Source organism: Streptomyces sp. BPTC-684 (assembly GCF_030028635.1).
Classification (GTDB): domain Bacteria; phylum Actinomycetota; class Actinomycetes; order Streptomycetales; family Streptomycetaceae; genus Streptomyces; species Streptomyces noboritoensis.
Genome location: NZ_CP124863.1, coordinates 3,231,067 through 3,249,217, shown reverse-complemented (window position 1 = coordinate 3,249,217; position 18,151 = coordinate 3,231,067). Strand labels below are relative to the sequence as shown.

The window sequence follows — 18,151 nt, the reverse complement described above, 5'->3', positions numbered from 1 at the left end:
TACCTCCCAGGAGACCGCCGTGAGTGACGACGCCGATGTCATCGTCGTGGGAGCCGGCCTCGCCGGGCTCGTCGCCACGTACGAACTCGTCCGTGCGGGCCGCAAGGTGCTCGTCGTCGACCAGGAGAACGAGGCCAACCTCGGTGGCCAGGCCTTCTGGTCGCTGGGCGGGCTGTTCTTCGTGAACAGCCCCGAGCAGCGCCGGATGGGCATCAAGGACTCGTACGACCTGGCGCTCGCCGACTGGATGGGGTCGGCCGCCTTCGACCGCGAGCGCGAGGACCACTGGCCGCGCCAGTGGGCGAAGGCGTACGTCAACTTCGCCGCCGGGGAGAAGCGGAGCTATCTGTACGGGCTCGGACTGAAGGTGACGGCGACCGTCGGGTGGGCCGAGCGCGGCGCGGGCACCGCGGGCGGGCACGGCAACTCGGTGCCCCGCTTCCATCTGACCTGGGGGACCGGCCCCGAGGTCGTCCGGGTCTTCCGCGAGCCGGTCCTGGCGGCCGCCGCTCGCGGGCTCGTCACCTTCAAGTACCGCCACCGCGTGGACGACTTGATCGTCGAGGGCGGGGCGGCGGTCGGGGTGCGCGGGAGCGTCCTGGTGCCGTCGTCCGAGCCGCGCGGTGCGGCCTCCTCGCGGGAGCCCGCGGGCGAGTTCGAGCTGCGCGCGCAGGCCGTCGTGGTCACCTCCGGCGGCATCGGCGGCGACCACGACCTGGTGCGCAAGAACTGGCCGGTCGAGCGGATGGGGCCCGCGCCGCGCTCGATGGTGACCGGTGTGCCCGCGTACGTCGACGGGCGGATGCTGGGGATCACCGAGGAGGCGGGCGGTTCGATCGTCAACCGCGACCGGATGTGGCACTACACCGAGGGCCTGAAGAACTGGGACCCGATCTGGCCCGGCCACGGCATCCGGATCATCCCGGGCCCGTCGTCGCTCTGGCTGGACGCGACCGGGCGGCGGCTGCCCGCGCCGCTCTTCCCCGGCCACGACACCCTCGGCACGCTCAAGCACATCGTGGGGACCGGCCACGATTACACCTGGTTCGTGCTGACGCGTTCCATCGTGGAGAAGGAGTTCGCGCTCTCCGGCTCGGAGCAGAACCCCGACATCACCGGCAAGGACCTGAAGCTGGTGCTTTCACGGGTACGCAAGGGCGCGCCCGGGCCCGTGCAGGCGTTCCTCGACCACGGCGAGGACTTCGTCATCCGCCGCAGCCTGCGCGACCTCGTCGACGGCATGAACGGAATCTCGCCCGGCCCCAAGCTCGAACTCGACCAGGTGGAGCGGGAGATCCTGGCGCGCGACCGTGAGATCGACAACGGGTACAGCAAGGACTTCCAGGTCATGTCGATGCGCAACGCGCGCGCCTACTGGCCGGACCGCATCACCCGGGTCGCCAAGCCGCACCGGCTGCTCGACCCGGCACACGGACCGCTCATCGCCGTACGGCTGCACGTGCTGACGCGCAAGACGCTCGGCGGCCTGGAGACGACGCTCGATTCACAGGTCGTACGGCCGGACGGGACCCCGTTCGACGGGCTGTACGCGGCCGGTGAGGTCGCCGGGTTCGGCGGCGGCGGGGTGCACGGCTACAACGCGCTGGAGGGGACGTTCCTCGGCGGCTGCATCTTCTCGGGGCGCGCGGCGGGACGGGCGCTGGCGCGGCGGCTGGCGTGAGGGCCAGCGCCGAGCCTCAATAGGCCGCTGACCGCTACTCGTTGACCAGCACCGGTACGGACAGGACCGCGCTCGCCGCCTTCCCCGTCAGCGGGGCCTTCGGTACGGCGGTGAAGTCGATGCCCGCGCCCTCCGCGCGGGGTCCGGCGTGCCCGGGGGTGCCGTGGGCGGCCTCGCCCGCCTCGCCCTCCTCCGCGTACTGGAAGGAGCCGGTGCCGACGAGGTGGCCGCGCTCGTCGTAGAACGCGGCGCGCAGCTCAAGGGCGAGCACATCGCTCACGTCGGAGGTGATGGCGAAGTGGCCGGTGACGGACGGCTTCTCGGAGAGCGCGAGCTTCGTGATCCGCACCCGGTCCGTGAACGGGCCCTGTTCCAGCCGCACTTCACCCTTCGCCGGGACCTTGGCGAGGGTCGCGGCGGGCGCCGGGGCCCCGCTCGGTGCGGGGAAGGTGACGGCCGGGGCCGCCGCCTGTTCGGCCTGCGCGGGCCGCTGCCCGGCGTCAGCCTTGTCGCCGTCGGAGCCTCCGCAGGCCGCGGTGAGGGCCAGGGCGGCCAGGGCGAGGGCGGCCAGACGGATCGAGCGGTTCACTGCGTACTCCTGGGTCGGCGGGTGCGGGGCCGGGAGAGGGGTGGTCCCCCGGCCCCTGGTGTGGCTGGCCACGGAGGGTCAACCACCGTGTGGGAGCGGGTCGTTGGGGCGACGTTTCACGTGAAACAGCCCGTGTTTCACGTGAAACGTCGCGCCCTTACGACCCTGCCGCGTCAGCCGCGCGGCGCCCGGCCGAACAGCGAGCGGTACATCTTGCCGTACAGCTCGGTGTTGATCTGGCTCGCCGCGAACTTCTCGGCGCCCGGCCCGTACGCGTAGATCGGCACGTCGGCGCCGGTGTGGTTGCCGGAGAGGTAGGTCAGCCAGAGGCTCGCCTCGGGGCTGCCGTCCTTGACACCCGCAGCGTCGTCCGGCGTACGGAAGGTCGCCGGGGCGAAGTTCTTGGCGTCGCCGGAGCCGGCGCCGTTGAGGATGCCGGACGAGCGGACCGGGTCCTTGGCACCCGACTTGTCGCGCGACGGCGTCGAGTTGTTCGCCGGGTTGCCCGCGTCCGTGTTGGCCGGGGGCGCGACGGCCTCGGCGTTGGTGTACGTGCCCTTCTCGATGATGTTGAAGCCCGCGCACTCGTGGTCGGCGGTCACGATGACCAGCGTGTGCCCGTCCTTCTTGGCGAAGTCGGTCGCGGCCTTGACCGCGTCGTCGAACGCCTTGACCTCGGCGAGCGTCTGCGCGGCGTCATTGGCGTGCGAGCGCTTGTCGATCTGGGCGCCCTCGATCTGGAGGAAGAAACCCTTCTTGGACCGGCCGTCGAGCAGGTCGATCGACTTCTTCGCCATGTCGGCGAGGGTCGGCTCCTGCTTCTGCGGGGCGTCCGCCGGGAGCCCGGCCTTGGCCTGCTCGACGGTCAGGTTGCCGCGGTTGAAGAGGCCGACGACCTTCTTGCCCTTGACGCCGGCGAGGTCGGCCTTGGTGGCGACCTTCTGGCTGGCGGCGGTCTGGGCGGGCAGGCTCGGGTCGCCGAAGCTGCCGAGCACCTGGTAGCCCTGGGCCTGGAGGGCCTTCTGGTCGTCCGGCTCGAAGCGGGCGAGGCCGCCGCCGAGGACGACGTCGGCCGTGCCGTTGCGGGCGATCTGCTCGGCGACCGGGGTGATCAGCGTCTTGTCCTCGGGGGCCTTCTCGTACGAGCCGTCCGCGTTCTTCGGCAGGCAGGCCGCGTCCGAGTAGACCGGGCCCTGGCAGCCGCGCAGCAGCACGTGGCTGAACTGGGCGCCCGGGGTGGCGTCGGTGACCTCGGCGGTCGAGACGTTGCCGGTGGCGAAGCCGGCCTTCTTGGCCTGCTCCATCAGCGTCACGCGGCGCTTCTCGTACGCGTCCACGCCGAGCGCGGCGTTGTACGTCTTCACGCCGGACGACCACGCGGTGGCGGAGCTCGCCGAGTCGGTGACGAGGGCGGGCTGGTCGGTGCCCTTCTCCACGGCGTACGTGGCGACCGCGCCGGTGTAGGGCAGGCGCTCCATGTTCAGCTTGCCCTGGGCGCCGTAGTAGCGCTCGCGGCCGGCGGTGACGTGGGTGCGGCCCATGCCGTCGCCGAGCAGGTAGATGACGTTGTGTATCTCCTGGCCGCGGCCCGGGAACGGGCGGGCATCGTGCTGCGGGGCGGAGTTGGCCGTGACGGCGCTGCCCGCCGCGACGGCGGAGGCCAGCGCCACCACCGTCAGCGCCTTGCGGCGCTTGTGTCCCATGGATCTCATGGCGGCGAAGCTATGAGCCGAATATGAACGAGTTGTGAGGTGCGGGAGTACGGCGAACGAACGGCTTTGCCTTTCCATGGTGCTGCTCGTGGTGGTGCTTTACCCGTACGAGAGGCCGGAGCAGATGTTGTCGTCCGCCGAGCGGGCCTTGTCCGCGACCTCGGAGGGGACGGCGGCGGGGGCGTCTGCGGGGGCGTCCACGTACTTCGAACCCAGGATGACGCTGAGCCCCGCGGCCTTGGCCGGGCGCAGCAGCGCGCCGGGGAAGCGCTGGGCGAGCGCGTCGGCGTGGGCGCGCGCGCCCGGCCCGTACTCGATGACGGTGTGGACGAAGTCCTGGGTGGCGGCGGTCGCCGTGCCGGTGACCGTGTAGCCGCCCGCCTTGAGGGAGTCGGCGGCGCGGGCGGCCAGGCCCTTGGTGGTGGTGCCGTTGTAGACGGCGACGGACACCCCGGCGCCCGACGGCGGGGCGCTCGGACTCGGACTCGGCGGGGCGGCCTTCGCCTCCTCCTGCTTGCCGCCCGCGTCCTCGCCGTCGACCGTCCGGTCCGCGCGCAGGGCCGCGAAGAGCGCGTCGGCCTGCGGTTTCACTATCGCCACGCGCGCGCCCTCGTACCGCCAGGGCAGGGTGACGAACTTGGTGTTGTGCAGGTCGATGCTCTTCATCGACATGGCGAAGGAGATCAGCTTGTCGGCCGAGCCGAGGCCCGGGTCGACGGTCATGGACTGGGTGGCGGCCTTGGCGAGCGGGAAGAGGGTGGTCGGGCTGAGACCCTGCGACTTGACCTTCTTCATGAGGCTGGAGACGAAGGCCTGCTGGCGCTGGATGCGGCCGATGTCCGAGCCGTCGCCTATGCCGTGCCGGATGCGTACGTAGTCGAGCGCCTTCTGGCCGGAGACCTCCTGGACGCCCTTGGTGAACAGCCGCTCCCCGCGCGCGTGGCGGTTGGGGTTGAGGTCTCCCTCGTAGATGTCCTTGGGCACGCAGACCTGGACGCCGCCGACGGCCTCGGTCATCTTGGCGAAGCCCGCGAAGTCCACGACGACGGTGTGGTCGACGCGCAGCCCGGTCAGCTTCTCGACGGTGTTCTGGGTGCAGGCGGGGTTGCCCTTGGCGGTGTCGCCCACGGAGAACGCCGAGTTGAACATCACGTTGTGCCGGGTCTTGGTCCAGGTGCCGTTCGGCAGCTTGCAGGGCGGCACGTCGACCAGGGTGTCGCGGGGTATGGAGACGGCCGTCGCGTGCTTGTGGTCGGCGTGGACGTGCATCAGGAACGCGGTGTCCGAGCGGCCGATGTCACCGTCGCCGTGGCCGTACTGCTCGTTGTCACCGGCGCGCGAGTCCGAGCCGATGACCAGGACGTTCTGGCCCTTGGCCGAGGCGGCCGGGCGGTCGCCGGAGACCCCGCCGTCGTCGAAGGTGCGGATGTCGCCGTTGAGCTGGAGGTAGAGCCAGCCGACCCCGGCCACGGCGAGGACGAGCAGGGACACCAGCAGGGCGAGGACCAGGCGCAGTCGGCTGCGTCTGCGCCGCCCGTCCGGTGGCGCGCCGACGGCGCCTTTCCGGCTCCCGCCGCGCGCGTGCCCCGCCTTGTGGCTGCCTGCCATCCGTACGCCCTATCCGTGTCCGTTTGGTTGTACAGTTGCGCAATGTAGCAAGTCTTACTGAGAGAGCCGCCGAGAGGGAAGGACGACGGGATGTTCCTGCGCAATGGCCTGGAGCCCTGGCATCTGCTGATCGTTGCCGTGGTGCTGATCCTGCTCTTCGGCTCCAAGAAGCTGCCCGACACGGCGCGGGCGCTCGGCAAGTCGCTGCGGATCCTCAAGAGCGAGACGCGGGCGATGAAGGACGAGTCGGGGAGCGGGCCGGGTTCCGAGCCGGGGGCCACGGCGCCGACCGCGGTCGTCCAGAGCCCCGCCCCCACGACCGCCCAAGCAGCCGCCCAGACCCCCGCACCGCACCCCGCCGACGCGCCGCGCCCGTAGCCGCCGCGGGAGCCGCTCGGCATGTACACGCACCAAGTTGTCCACAGGCTGCGGACGACGTGGGCGGGTTGTCGGCGGGGCGGCGCATGATGGGGTCCATGAACGAGATGCCGGAGTGGGAGAAGCGGTTCAGGGCGCCCAGGGTCGGGCTCCCCGACTGGGCGGAGGACGCCCCGGACCGCTCGCTGTTCGTGTCGAACGCGACGGGGACGTACGAGCTGTACGCATGGGACCGGGCGACCGGCGCCCAGCGCCAGGCGACGGACCGGCCGAACGGGACGACGGACGGGGTGCTGACGCCGGACGGCGAGTCGATCTGGTGGTTCAGCGACACCGACGGGGACGAGTTCGGCGTGTGGATGCGCCAGCCGTTCGGCGGCGGTGACGACGAGCCCGCCGTGCCGGGCCTGGAGCCGTCCTACCCGGCGGGCCTCGCGCTCGGCCGGGACGGCACGGCGGTGGTCGGCCGCTCCACCGACGAGGACGGCACGACGGTCCACGTCGTGCGGCCCGGGACCGCGCCGGTGGAGATCTACCGGCACCGCGAGTCGGCGGGCGTCGGCGACCTCTCGCACGACGGGGCGCTGATCGCCCTGGAGCACACCGAGCACGGCGACGCGATGCACTCGGCGCTGCGCGTGGTCCGGCTCGACGGCTCCACGGCCGCCGAGCTCGACGACACCAAGGGCGGCGCGGAGGAGCTCGGCCTTGAGGTGCTCGGCTTCGCGCCGCTGCCCGGCGACACCCGGCTGCTGATCGCGCACCAGCGCCGGGGCCGCTGGGAGCCCATGGTGTGGGACGTGGCGTCCGGCGAGGAGACCGAGCTCGCGCTCGAACTGCCGGGCGACGTCGCGGCGGAGTGGTACCCGGACGGCTCGGCGCTGCTCGTCGTCCACAGCTTCGAGGCCCGCAGCGAGCTGTTCCGGTACGACCTGGCGGCGGCCGAGCTGGTCGAGGTGGAGACCCCGGCCGGTTCCGTCTCGGGCGCCACGGCCCGGCCCGACGGGACCGTGGAGTACCTGTGGTCGTCGGCGGCGCGCCCCTCCGAGGTGCGCTCCACCACGGGTGCGGTCGTCCTCGACCCCCCAGGCATGAAGGCACCGGGCTCGGTCCCGGTGGAGGACGCGTGGGTGGAGGGGCCCGGGGGCCGGATCCACGCGCTGGTCCAGCGGCCGGCCGGGTCCGGCCCGTTCCCGACCGTCTTCGAGCTCCACGGCGGCCCCACCTGGCACGACAGCGACGCGTTCGCGGCGGGCCCGGCGGCCTGGCTCGACCATGGGTACGCGGTGGTGCGCGTCAACTACCGCGGCTCCACGGGATACGGCAGGGAGTGGACGGACGCGCTCAAGCACCGCGTCGGGCTCATCGAGCTGGAGGACGTGGCGGCGGTCCGGGAGTGGGCGGTCTCGTCCGGCCTCGCCGACCCGGCCAAGCTGGTCCTCGCGGGCGCGTCCTGGGGCGGCTATCTGACCCTGCTCGGCCTGGGCACCCAGCCGGACGCGTGGGCGCTCGGCCTCGCGGTGGTGCCGGTCGCGGACTATGTGACGGCGTACCACGACGAGATGGAAGCGCTGAAGGCGATGGACCGCACGCTGCTCGGCGGCACGCCGGAGGAGGTGCCGGAGCGCTTCGAGGCGTCGTCGCCGCTGACGTACGTGGACGCGGTGAAGGCCCCCGTCTACATCTCGGCGGGCGTCAACGATCCGCGCTGCCCGATCCGCCAGGTCGAGAACTATGTGGACCGCCTGGCCGCGCGGGGCGCGGTGCACGAGGTGTACCGGTACGACGCGGGGCACGGGTCGCTGGTGGTGGAGGAGCGGATCAAGCAAGTTCGTCTTGAGCTGGAATTCACGGCGAAGGTCCTCGGCGCCGCATCGGGAGGTGGTGCGTAGGGGGTTGCGCAGCCCGGCGCGACGGGGAGGGCCGCGCGCCCACCCTCCCCCAAGCTCTTAAGGAGCAGGGGGAACCCCCAGCCCTTAGCGGCACGACTGCCCGCAGCTGGCGGGGATGCAAGGCGCGGGCGGCACCCGGCACCGCACCCCGCAGCCCAGCCCCCCGGAGGGATTCCGTACCGTGGTGGTGTGTACCGGTTCCTGCTGACGCCCCGCTGGTGGGGGATCAACGTCTTCGTCGTGCTGGCCATCCCCTTCTGCGTATTCATGGGGTCCTGGCAGCTCGGCCGCTTCGAGGACCGCGTGCAGTCGCACAACGCGGCCGACGAGCGGCCCGACCCGGCCGAGCAGCAGGCCGCACCGCTGCGCGAGCTGCTGCCCGTCGACCAGAAGACCTCGGGCCGCACGGCGAGCGCGACCGGGCGGTACGGGGAGCAGTTCCTGGTGCCGGACCGCCGGGTGGACGGCCACAGCGGCTCGTACGTGCTGACCCTGCTGCGCACCGACGGCGGCAAGGCGCTGCCCGTGGTGCGCGGCTGGCTGCCGAAGGGGCGTCCGGCGCCCGCCGCGCCCACCGGCGAGGTCACCGTCGCCGGCGCGCTCCAGGCCTCCGAGACGCCGGGGACGGACGGGGTGAACGCCTCGGGCGGGCTTCCTCGGGGGCAGCTCGGGATGATCAGCGCGGCGTCGCTGGTCAACCTCGTGCCGTACGAGGTGTACGACGCGTGGATCACGCTCGCCAAGGCCGACTCGGGGATGACGGCGGTGCCGGCCGCGAAGCCGCAGAACACCGGCCTGGACCTGAAGGCGTTCCAGAACCTCGGCTACACCGGCGAGTGGTTCGTCTTCGCCGGGTTCGTGGTCTTCATGTGGTTCCGGCTGCTGCGGCGCGAGGCCGAGGCGGCGGAGGACGCGGCGTTGGGCTTGGCGCCCGAGCCGACCAGTACGGGCTGAGTCTCTTCTGCGGGCCGGTGGAGGCTGGTCGCGCCCACGCGGCGGAGCCGCACAATGTCACAGCCCCGCGCCCCTGGGGGGACGGGGCGGTGCGGGGCCGGACTCCAACCGGCCCCGCACCCCCCTGCTCCTCCCCCTCCGGACGAGGAGCCGTCAGGGTGCCGCGGGGGCCGGGGCCGCGAGGACGCCCGTGCGGTAGATCGTTCCGGCGCAGGCGTTGGGGATGGTCGCCTCGGCGGTCGGCGCGCCGGGCTCGGCGACGTGGGTCACCGCGACCTTGCCGTCCGTCTGGGGGCCGGGCGGCGGCGCCGGGTCGAGGCCGCCCAGCTGGGGCTCGGTGCCCGTCGACGCCGTACCCGTCCCGGTGCCGGTGGTCGTACCGCCGCCTCCGTTGACCGGCGACGGCGAGGGGTCGGGCGAGGGCTGCGGCTTGGGACAGGTCTCGGACGGCACCCAGGCGAACTTGATCTCGTACGCGGCCGACGGCTTGAGGACCAGGCCGGTGGCTTCGAGCGAGGGGTCGGGCAGCCGGGCCGCCGGGTCGCCGGTGGAGTGGTCCACGACGGTGATCCGGGAGGCGTCGGCGGCGCCCAGCGCCTGGAAGTCGACCTTGCCGGCCCCGCTGACCTGGCAGAGCTTCTGCGAGACGTTGGCGACGCGGAACGTGCCGTAGACCTTGCCGTCGGCGTCGGGCTTGCTGATCCGCGCGGACTTCACGCCGAGTTCGGTCGCGTCGCAGACCGGCGAGCCGACCTGCACGGGCCCGCCGACGGGTCCGGTCTCGCCGCCCACGGTGCCGCCCACGGCGGTCCGGCCGGGCTCCTCGGGCTTCACGGTCGCGGTCGGCGCCGGGGTGCGGGGGGTCCGGCCGGAGGGCCTGTCGGCCCTCCGATCACCCTCCTCCACGCCCGGCGCGGCGCCGGTGCCGCCCTGGGTCTGCTGGCCGTGTCCGGCGATGCTGGGCCGGTCCTCGGAGGCCGCGCCGGTGTTGGCGACGTGCAGGAACGCGGGGACCGCGGTGCCGATGAGCAGCGCCGCGGCGGCCGCGCCGACCATCGCGTGCCGCTTGCGGGCCTGGCGGGCGGGGACGGCCCGGCGCAGGTGGTCCAGGGCTCCCTCGGACGGCTCCATGCCGTCCACCGCGCCGTGCAGCATCCGGCGCAGCGCGTCTTCGTCCGGGGTGAGGCCAGGTGGGAAGGGGTCGTTCACAATTCCGTATCCAGTCCGGTCGTCCAGAGGGCGGTCGGGCCCGTATGTGCTCTCCCCGTGGCGGCGGCCGTGGTCGCGGTCGCCGTGCTCACCGTGGTGCCCGTGTTCCCCCCGGGCCCCGGCCGTACCGTCCGTGCCGTACGGACTGTCCATGCCGTACGAACGGTCCGTGTCGTACGAAGTGTCGTCCCGGCGGCCGCGGTGGTCACCGCGCTCGTCGCCGTCTCCCCGCCGGTCCTCCCTGTCCCCGAATCCCGCATTCCACTTGGCGCTCATACCGGTGCCTCCATGGCTATCCGGAGTGCCGCGATGCCGCGCGAGCCGTACGCCTTCACCGAGCCCAGGGATATCCCCAGCGTCTCGGCGACCTGGGACTCGGTCATGTCCGCGAAGTACCGCAGCACGAGGACCTCGCGCTGGCGGCGCTGAAGGCCGCGCATGGCCTTGATCAGCGCGTCCCGCTCCAGCTGGTCGTACGCCCCCTCCTCGGCGCTCGCCATGTCGGGCATCGGCTTGGAGAGCAGCTTGAGCCCGAGGATGCGGCGGCGCAGGGCCGAGCGGGACAGGTTGACGACGGTCTGGCGCAGATAGGCGAGCGTCTTCTCGGGCTCGCGCACGCGCGAACGGGCCGAGTGGACGCGGATGAAGGCCTCCTGGACGACGTCCTCGCAGGAGGCCGTGTCGTCGAGCAGCAGCGCGGCGAGCCCGAGCAGCGAGCGGTAGTGCGCGCGGTAGGTCTCGGTGAGGTGGTCGACGGTGGTCCCAGCGGCCATGGCGTCGTCAGTGCCCTCGCGGGCGGACGTCGGCTGGGACGGGACGCGGGTGGGGCGCGCGGTAGGCATGGGGGCGATCACCGGCATGCCGCCGGCAGGCCGCCGCCGGAGCGGGCGGACCACTGCGCCGCGCACCGGAATCGCGCTGATGTCGAGAACCTCTGCCACGCCAGTTGGACACGCTTCCCCCCGCCAGGGTTGTACGCGTACGACACCGTTTTTGGCAGTGCGACAAATGTCCTCATGCGTACTCGCTCTTCCCCAATGCCCCGATATTTACGGCACCTTGATGGGCGACCGCATAGACGCTCCATGCCGGGCTGCCGGTTGCAGGGACACGGAAATGAATCGTGTAACAGGGCAACGGCGCAGTTCAAGTGGTACAGACCAGCGACTTGCTCACAGAGCGTTCACAGATCCTACAAACTTTGTGGCCTTCCCGGCGGCGAAATCGCGCCGGTGTTCAGCCGCCGAATTCCCCGGCCGCCAGCTCGGCGATCTGAGCGGCGTTCAAAGCCGAGCCCTTGCGGAGGTTGTCGCCGCAGACGAAGAGGTCGAGCGCGTACGGGTCGTCGGGCGAGCGCCGCACCCGTCCCACCCACGCCGGGTCGGTGCCGACCGCGTCGGCGGGCGTCGGGAACTCCCCCGCCGCCGGGTCGTCGAGCAGCACCACGCCGGGCGCGGTCGCCAGGATCTCGTGGGCCCGGGCCACCTCGACCTCGTTCTCGAAGGTGGCGTGGACGGAGACGGAGTGGGTGGTGACCACCGGGACCCGGACGCAGGTCGCGGCCACCGCGAGCCGCGGCAGGCCGAGCACCTTGCGGGTCTCCTCGCGCAGCCCCAGCTCCTCGCTGGACCAGCCGCCGTCGGCCGGATCCCCGCTCCAGGGCACCACGTTGAGCGCCACCGGCGCCGCGAACGGCCCGGTGTCCTCGCCCACGGCCCGGCGCACGTCGCCGGGCCCGGTGCCCAGTTCCGTACCCGCGACGAGGGAGAGCTGTGCGCGCAGGGTCTCGACGCCGGCCCGCCCGGCGCCGCTGACCGCCTGGTACGTGGAGACGACGAGCCCGCTCAGGCCGTACTCGGCGTGCAGCGCGCCCACCGCCACGATCAGCGCGAGGGTGACGCAGTGCGGGGAGGCCACGATCCCGCGCGGCCGCAGCCGTACGGCATGGGGGTTGACCTCGGGCACCACCAGCGGCACGTCCGGGTCCATGCGGAAGGCCGCCGAGGTGTCGACGACCACCGCGCCCTTGGCCGCGGCGACCGGCGCCCACTGGGCGGCGACCTGCTCGGGCACCAGGAAGACGGCGACGTCGACGCCGTCGAGCGCCTCCTCGCCCAGGGCCAGGACCTCGGTCTCCTCGCCGCGCACGACGAGCTTGCGGCCCGCCGAGCGCGCCGAGGCGATCAGCCTGATCTCGCCCCAGACGTCCGCGTGCTGGGACAGGATCCGGAGCAGCACCGCGCCGGCGCCCCCGGTCGCTCCGACGACCGCGAGCGCCGGCTTGCGGGTCATCGTCCGGTGCCTCCGTAGACGACCGCCTCGTCGGAGTCGGAGTCCAGGCCGAAGGCGGTGTGCACGGCGCGCACGGCCTCGTTGACGTCGTCGGCGCGGGTGACCACGGAGATGCGGATCTCGGAGGTGGAGATCAGCTCGATGTTCACGCCCGCGTCGCTGAGCGCCTCGAAGAACCCGGCGGTGACGCCCGGGTTGGTCTTCATCCCGGCGCCGACCAGCGAGATCTTGGCGATCTGGTCGTCGTAGCGCAGCGACTCGAAGCCGATGGTCGCCTTGGCCCGCTCCAGGGCGTCGATGGCCTTGCGGCCCTCCGCCTTGGGCAGGGTGAACGAGATGTCGGTCAGCCCGGTGGACGCGGCCGACACGTTCTGGACGACCATGTCGATGTTGATCTCGGCATTGGCGATGGTCCGGAAGATAGCCGCGGCCTCGCCCGGCTTGTCGGGGACCCCGACCACCGTGATCTTCGCCTCGGAGACGTCGTGGGCGACTCCGGAGATGATGGCGTGCTCCACCTGCTGATCCCCTCGCGGTTCGTTGCTGACCCAGGTGCCCTGAAGTCCGCTGAAGGACGACCGGACGTGGATCGGAATGTTGTAACGGCGTGCGTACTCGACGCAGCGGTGCAGCAGCACCTTGGAGCCGGACGCGGCCAGCTCCAGCATGTCCTCGAAGGAGATCCAGTCGATCTTCCGGGCCTTCTTCACCACACGCGGGTCCGCGGTGAACACACCGTCGACATCGGTGTAGATCTCGCAGACCTCGGCGTCGAGCGCCGCCGCGAGGGCGACGGCCGTGGTGTCGGACCCGCCGCGGCCGAGCGTGGTGATGTCCTTGGAGTCCTGCGAGACCCCCTGGAAACCGGCCACGATCGCGATGTTGCCCTCGTCGAGGGCGGTACGGATCCGGCCCGGCGTGACGTCGATGATCCGCGCTTTGTTGTGGACCGAGTCCGTGATGACGCCGGCCTGGCTGCCCGTGAACGACTGGGCCTTGTGGCCCAGGTTCTTGATCGCCATGGCCAGCAGGGCCATCGAGATCCGCTCTCCGGCGGTCAGCAGCATGTCGAATTCCCGGCCGGTAGGCATCGGAGATACCTGCTCGGCGAGATCGATCAACTCGTCCGTCGTGTCGCCCATCGCGGAAACCACGACGACCACCTGGTGGCCGTTCTTCTTGGCTTCCACGATCCGCTTGGCGACGCGCTTGATGCCCTCGGCATCGGCAACGGAGGAGCCTCCGTACTTCTGCACGACAAGGCCCACGTGCGCTCCTCGCTCAGTCCATTACTGCGGTCGGCTCAGTCTAACGAGCGGCCCGGATCCGCCCTGGCGGTGCCACATCGTGAGATGTCCCGCTCGCGATGCGATCTTGACAGAGCCCCGGATGGGGGCACGGATCCGGTCCGCTCGTGGAGGCGCACCTGCCCCTTCGCTCCGCTCGTACGCCCGGGTGTGGGGCGGGTCACAGGGCGCGGCGGGCGATCGTCAGGTTGATGCGCACGAATCGGGTGTCCGGATGGTCGGCACCTCGGACACGGTTGAACCCCGCCAGCACCCTCTCGTACAGAGCCGCCGCCCGGGCAGGGTCGCCCGCCGCACGGTGGGCCGTCGCGAGGTTGGCCAGCGCGGCGAGCGTGTCCGGATGGTCCTCACCCATCAGCCGCAGCCGGTCGGCGTAGGTCCGCTCGCTCAGCGCCATGGCTCGCTCCAGGTCCCCCACCGCCCGGCAGGCACCCGCGAGATTGCTCCGTGCCACGAGCGTCTGGGGGTGGTCATCGCCGTGGACGCGAACACGTGCCACGAGGGTGCGCTCGAAGAGGGGCAGGGCCCGGTCCAGATCGCCGACCGTGCGGTAGGCGCCCGCAAGGTTGTTGCGGGAGGTCATGGTGTCGGGGTGGTCTGCGCCGAGGACACGTTCGCGGGCGGCGAGGGTCTGCTCGTAGAGAGGGATGGCCTTTCCCAGGTCTCCGGCGGCACGGTGGGCATAGGCAAGGTCGTTGCGGACGCGCAGTGTTTTCGGGTGGTCCTCACCGAACACCCGCACCCAGTGAGCCAGCGAGCGCTCGAAGTGGGTGATCAGCATACGGAGGTGGCCTGCCTGCAATTGCCACGCCGGAAACTCCTGGCCCCACAGGTTCTCCTCCTGGCCGGCCCGCTCCGACAAGCGCCGCATCGCGGTGGCGGCCACCCTTTGGCTGTTGAGGACCGATTGCAGGTCGCGAAGGAGGCTCGCGAACTCCCTGTCCGACTCCTCGAACCGTCGCGAGACGTGTTCGGCCAGAGCCTCGACATGGGGAAGCAAGGGCCGCCACTTCACCCACATTTCGGGTTCGGGCGCAGCCCCGGGGACAGTGCCGGCAAGGATGCGGACAGCCATCGCCATGGCCTCGCTCACGGCTTCCGCCTGGCGGTACGGGTCCCCCGCCTCCGGCGTCCGCGCCACCGCCTGCACCAGCCGGTGCACGGACACCGAGCCGTCTGAGCCGAGTGTCACCATGCTGTGCGCGGCCAACGCGCCCAGCGCCCGCCGCACCCCCACAGGTGAGCCCAGCCCGTCCAGCAGGGATCGCGGGATCCCGTCCGGCGCGTACCAGGCGAGCACCCGCAGGACCGCTCCCGTCAGCGGGTCCTCCGCCACCAGCCGGTCCAGCGTCACCCGCCATGTACGGGCGACGGCGCGCCGCCCCTCCGCGTACATGTCGGCCGGGTAGTGGGCGAGGAGCTCCAGATACTCACCCGGCCTCGTCCCCGTGCGCGCGCAGTACGCTGCCGCCAGCTCGACCGCGAGCGGCAAGTTCCCGATCTCGGCGCACAGTTGATCCACACCTTCGACATCGCGCGGCCCGCCGTGCGTCACGATCCGCGTGAAGAGCTCGACCGCTTCCCCCGGCAGCAGTACATCCAGCGCGACCGGCCGCGCGATCCCGTACCAGTCGTCGGCCCGCCGACTCGTGATCAGCCACCGCCCCGATGCCACACGCCCCAACAACGGTCGTACGTCGTCCGGTTCGGTCACGTTGTCCAGGACCACGAGCCAGCCCTCATGCGTGGCCAGCCACTGCACGGCCCGTTCTCGCAGTGCCTCCTGCGGGAGGAGCCCCGCCAGGGCGGGCTGGAGAGCGATCGCGAGGGCAGCGAGTCCAGCGTCGAGGTCGGCCGGGGTCTCGGCGGTGATCCACCAGACGGGATTGTGGCCCCGGGCGCGCCGGGCCGCCCAGTGCGCGGCGAGCGTGGACTTCCCGATGCCGCCGAGTCCGTGCACGGCGTGCACCACCACCCCGCCAGCGGTTTCCAAAGCCTCGTCCAACAGGGCGAGTTCTCTCTCCCTGCCGACGAACATATCTGTACGAAAGGGAAGGTTAACCACCCCAACAGGGCACTCCGCCTCCGCGAAAGCCTCCGCCGGCAGTACGGTCGCATGCTCGGCGAGGACGGCGTGGTCCCCGGTCGCCACGTGCCGAATGTCCCGCCCGGCCGCGACGGCCCGCTCCCCTGATGCCTCGGCGGACGTCACGCGCCCCCCGTGGACACACTCCCGATGTCCCCACCGGCGGCGACGGAACGTTCCCCGGAGGCGGTGATGGTCCCCCCGGCGGGGCTGCCCCCCGGCATCGCGGGCGCCGGCCCGGCCGGCGCCCCGTCCCCGGTGGCCACGGCCCCGATGCTGCCCCCGGCCGCAACCGAACGCGCCCCTGATGCCTCGGCAGTCAAGCTCGTCCGCCCCCGCCGCACCCCGTACACGGACACCCCCAGCCCGACGAGGGCACACACCCCTCCGATCACACTGACGAGCGCGTCGGCGGTCCCCGGGTCGGCAACAGCGACCACGACAAGCCCGACCACCCCGACAACGAGGAGCCCGGCTCCACTCCACACCCATGCTCTTGGCTGCCATGCCATGAGCCCATCATCGTCTTCCGGTCGGGGCCTCGCTACGACAACGCAGTCATCCGCTCGTCATGGGCGCTCCACCTTGACGCGCCCTCGGTTCATACATGCGAGCAACGCCTTGATGTCGCCGAGGTCGTCGGTCAGGATCGGGGCGCACTCATGGGCGAGCGAGGCGAGGACCACGCTCGCGTCGACCACGTCCGTGCTGCCGTTCTTCTGGCAGAGAATGGCGGCCGCCTTCGCGACGGGCTCGGTGAGGGGCAGGACGCGGCAGCCGCGCAGCACGCGGTGGAGATTCGCTGCCATCGCACGCGTGTCCCAGCACTGCGCGAGCACACCTGCCGGGACCAGCGGCACGATGTCTCTGGCCAGGAGCCTGGAGTGCCGCCCGAGGAACGTGCGGTCGTTCTTCGCCGCGGCGATGAGCGCACCGCTGTCGTAGATGAAGTGGATCACGCGCTGCGGCTCCCCTTCTCCCCGGACCCGAGGATGCCGTCGAGCCAGGCATCCGCCTCGGCCCGCTCCTCCTCGGTGAACCGGCCCTGCTCTGCCTGGTAGCCCTCCATGGCGTCACGGCCGTCACGGAGCAGTCGACGGTGCCCCAGGAAATCTTCCAGCGCCCGGCTGACCACTGCGGAAATCTGCTCGTCCTCCGCCTCGGCATACCGCCGCAGCGCCTCGCCGAGCTCAGCATCGAGACTCACGCTGAACTTCGCCTTCTCTGCCATATTCCAAACGTAATACGGACTGGGCGGAGCGCAACAGGTCACTCCTCGTTGTCGTATCCCGGCTGCCGATGCGCCGGGAGGAAGGTGGCCGGCACCTTGCGGAGGTCCGGTAGTACCGGTTCCAGCTGCTCCTCGCGGAAGCATTCGAGGCACAGCCCGTCGATGATCGACGTGGTGCGTTCGTCCTCGTCGCACCCCATGCAGGCCATGATCACGCGGGTCACGCGAGCCCGGCCCGTGGCCTTCGGCGTCTTCTTCGGGGGCATCTTCGTCTCCAGTCGGTTACGGGCCAACGCCCCCGCACTGCGCACGGGCTGGGGCAGTCCGGAGGTCAGCGTGCGGATGAGGTGTTCGGGGGTCGCGCCCCGCGCCAGCCACTCGGCGGCCAGCGGTTCGAGGGCGTCGCACTCGGCGGCGGACAGCGTCATCTGCGGGTCTGTGTCGCCGAGTTGAGCGAGCGCGTTGTACGCGGTGGAGCGCGCGGGCTCCACCGGCTGGGCAGGCAGCTTGGGCTCGGCGGGCGCCGGTTCCTCGGCCTCGTCCCGCACATGGACGAGGCCGCCCCGGCGTTCCGCGGTGACATCGATGCCGTCCACACTGCGCACGAACGCGGCCCACCACTCGTCGGACCGGGCCACCGGCGTCCAATACGTCCTGGTCACCCACCTCATGCTGCCGTTGGTCAGGGTGAGGTGTTCCTTCACGCGGCGCAGATGCCCGGCGACGGTCAGCTCGTTCAGGGCCGAGCGGCAGCCCTGCTGGCCATGGCCCGGATGGTGCGCGGCGAGAACCTTGTACCCCATGGCCGCACCCTCCGCGAGGGCGCAGATGAAGATCGCGATCTCCGCCGCCCGCCTGGACAGATGCGCGAAGTTCGATTCGGGGGGCGGAATCTGGTCACCCGCATGGCGCTTTCCATAGCCCTTATTGGCCATGGGGTGTGCGCGAGTGGGGAGAGCAGGACTAAAGTCGCGGTAAGCCACGATCGAAAAGTCGCTTTCGACGTAGGTCAGGTCCCGGCACCGGTGTTGGCGCACCGGCCGGGGCCGTTCTTATGCCGCGAACCTAGGGTGCCTTTACTTTCCGACGCAACTCGATCACGGAAAGTCACCCTTGTGGGTGATCGGCCTCAACTTCCGTACAAACTGGGTCGGTTGGGCGGAGCCCAACCTCCTGAAGACCCCACCCAAAACCTGGTTTTGGAGCTCGGGG

The 18,151-nt window shown here is 71.5% G+C and carries 15 protein-coding genes; 4 read left to right on the top strand and 11 right to left on the bottom strand.

Going from position 1 to position 18,151, the window contains the following annotated elements:
• Positions 1-19: 19 nt before the first annotated feature.
• On the top strand, positions 20-1,681 hold the full coding sequence (locus QIY60_RS14500; protein ID WP_283142812.1) for an FAD-binding dehydrogenase: 1,662 nt from the start codon (positions 20-22) through the stop codon (positions 1,679-1,681).
• A gap of 34 nt (positions 1,682-1,715) precedes the next feature.
• On the opposite strand, the gene QIY60_RS14495 is transcribed toward QIY60_RS14500, so the two are convergent.
• The 3 genes from QIY60_RS14495 to QIY60_RS14485 all read right to left on the bottom strand — a co-directional run bounded on the left by QIY60_RS14495 (position 1,716) and on the right by QIY60_RS14485 (position 5,590).
• On the bottom strand, positions 1,716-2,270 hold the full coding sequence (locus QIY60_RS14495) for a hypothetical protein (RefSeq protein WP_283142811.1): 555 nt from the start codon (positions 2,268-2,270) through the stop codon (positions 1,716-1,718).
• A 173-nt stretch (positions 2,271-2,443) separates the two neighbouring features.
• Positions 2,444-3,982, bottom strand: a complete 1,539-nt coding sequence (locus tag QIY60_RS14490; protein ID WP_283142810.1) for an alkaline phosphatase — start codon at positions 3,980-3,982, stop codon at positions 2,444-2,446.
• A 99-nt stretch (positions 3,983-4,081) separates the two neighbouring features.
• Complete coding sequence (locus QIY60_RS14485; RefSeq protein ID WP_283142809.1) at positions 4,082-5,590, bottom strand: LCP family protein; 1,509 nt, start codon at positions 5,588-5,590, stop codon at positions 4,082-4,084.
• Positions 5,591-5,680: 90 nt separating this feature from the next.
• Here QIY60_RS14485 and tatA point away from each other — a divergent pair, with 90 nt between their 5' ends.
• The 3 genes from tatA to QIY60_RS14470 all read left to right on the top strand — a co-directional run bounded on the left by tatA (position 5,681) and on the right by QIY60_RS14470 (position 8,814).
• Positions 5,681-5,968 (top strand): Sec-independent protein translocase subunit TatA, encoded by a 288-nt coding sequence (tatA, locus tag QIY60_RS14480; protein ID WP_283142808.1) that lies wholly within the window; start codon positions 5,681-5,683, stop codon positions 5,966-5,968.
• 89 nt (positions 5,969-6,057) lie between these two features.
• The gene (locus QIY60_RS14475) at positions 6,058-7,860 is read left to right on the top strand and encodes a prolyl oligopeptidase family serine peptidase (RefSeq protein ID WP_283145926.1); all 1,803 of its coding nucleotides are present in this window, start codon (positions 6,058-6,060) and stop codon (positions 7,858-7,860) included.
• Between the two features lie 189 nt (positions 7,861-8,049).
• Complete coding sequence (locus tag QIY60_RS14470) at positions 8,050-8,814, top strand: SURF1 family protein (protein ID WP_283142807.1); 765 nt, start codon at positions 8,050-8,052, stop codon at positions 8,812-8,814.
• Positions 8,815-8,967: 153 nt separating this feature from the next.
• Here QIY60_RS14470 and QIY60_RS14465 read toward each other — a convergent pair whose 3' ends face one another.
• From QIY60_RS14465 to QIY60_RS14430, 8 genes are all read right to left on the bottom strand, one after another.
• Positions 8,968-10,299: a hypothetical protein gene (locus tag QIY60_RS14465; protein ID WP_283142806.1), complete on the bottom strand. Its 1,332-nt coding sequence runs from the start codon at positions 10,297-10,299 to the stop codon at positions 8,968-8,970.
• A complete protein-coding gene (locus tag QIY60_RS14460; RefSeq protein WP_101388993.1) occupies positions 10,296-10,964 on the bottom strand; it encodes a SigE family RNA polymerase sigma factor in 669 nt (222 codons plus the stop codon). The genes QIY60_RS14465 and QIY60_RS14460 overlap by 4 nt, the downstream gene beginning before the upstream one ends.
• 295 nt (positions 10,965-11,259) lie before the next feature.
• Positions 11,260-12,315: an aspartate-semialdehyde dehydrogenase gene (locus QIY60_RS14455; RefSeq protein WP_283142805.1), complete on the bottom strand. Its 1,056-nt coding sequence runs from the start codon at positions 12,313-12,315 to the stop codon at positions 11,260-11,262.
• A complete protein-coding gene (locus tag QIY60_RS14450; RefSeq protein WP_283142804.1) occupies positions 12,312-13,583 on the bottom strand; it encodes an aspartate kinase in 1,272 nt (423 codons plus the stop codon). Before QIY60_RS14450 ends, QIY60_RS14455 begins: the two co-directional genes overlap by 4 nt.
• Before the next feature lie 199 nt (positions 13,584-13,782).
• Positions 13,783-15,774 carry a tetratricopeptide repeat protein gene (locus QIY60_RS14445; RefSeq protein WP_283142803.1) on the bottom strand — a complete coding sequence of 664 codons (1,992 nt, stop codon included), beginning with the start codon at positions 15,772-15,774 and terminating at the stop codon, positions 13,783-13,785.
• Between the two features lie 503 nt (positions 15,775-16,277).
• Complete coding sequence (locus tag QIY60_RS14440; protein WP_283142802.1) at positions 16,278-16,667, bottom strand: twitching motility protein PilT; 390 nt, start codon at positions 16,665-16,667, stop codon at positions 16,278-16,280.
• Complete coding sequence (locus QIY60_RS14435; protein ID WP_283142801.1) at positions 16,664-16,939, bottom strand: hypothetical protein; 276 nt, start codon at positions 16,937-16,939, stop codon at positions 16,664-16,666. Before QIY60_RS14435 ends, QIY60_RS14440 begins: the two co-directional genes overlap by 4 nt.
• A gap of 38 nt (positions 16,940-16,977) precedes the next feature.
• Complete coding sequence (locus QIY60_RS14430) at positions 16,978-17,742, bottom strand: hypothetical protein (protein WP_283142800.1); 765 nt, start codon at positions 17,740-17,742, stop codon at positions 16,978-16,980.
• Positions 17,743-18,151 lie beyond the last annotated feature (409 nt).

Bases quoted from the DNA above. Each gene is read 5' to 3' on its own strand.
- QIY60_RS14490 (WP_283142810.1), bottom strand. From the start codon at position 3,982: ATGAGATCCATGGGACACAAGCGCCGCAAGGCGCTGACGGTGGTGGCG.
- QIY60_RS14485 (WP_283142809.1), bottom strand. From the start codon at position 5,590: ATGGCAGGCAGCCACAAGGCGGGGCACGCGCGCGGCGGGAGCCGGAAA.
- tatA (WP_283142808.1), top strand. From the start codon at position 5,681: ATGTTCCTGCGCAATGGCCTGGAGCCCTGGCATCTGCTGATCGTTGCC.
- QIY60_RS14475 (WP_283145926.1), top strand. From the start codon at position 6,058: ATGGGGTCCATGAACGAGATGCCGGAGTGGGAGAAGCGGTTCAGGGCG.
- QIY60_RS14465 (WP_283142806.1), bottom strand. From the start codon at position 10,299: ATGAGCGCCAAGTGGAATGCGGGATTCGGGGACAGGGAGGACCGGCGG.
- QIY60_RS14455 (WP_283142805.1), bottom strand. From the start codon at position 12,315: ATGACCCGCAAGCCGGCGCTCGCGGTCGTCGGAGCGACCGGGGGCGCC.
- QIY60_RS14435 (WP_283142801.1), bottom strand. From the start codon at position 16,939: ATGGCAGAGAAGGCGAAGTTCAGCGTGAGTCTCGATGCTGAGCTCGGC.
- QIY60_RS14430 (WP_283142800.1), bottom strand. From the start codon at position 17,742: ATGGGGTACAAGGTTCTCGCCGCGCACCATCCGGGCCATGGCCAGCAG.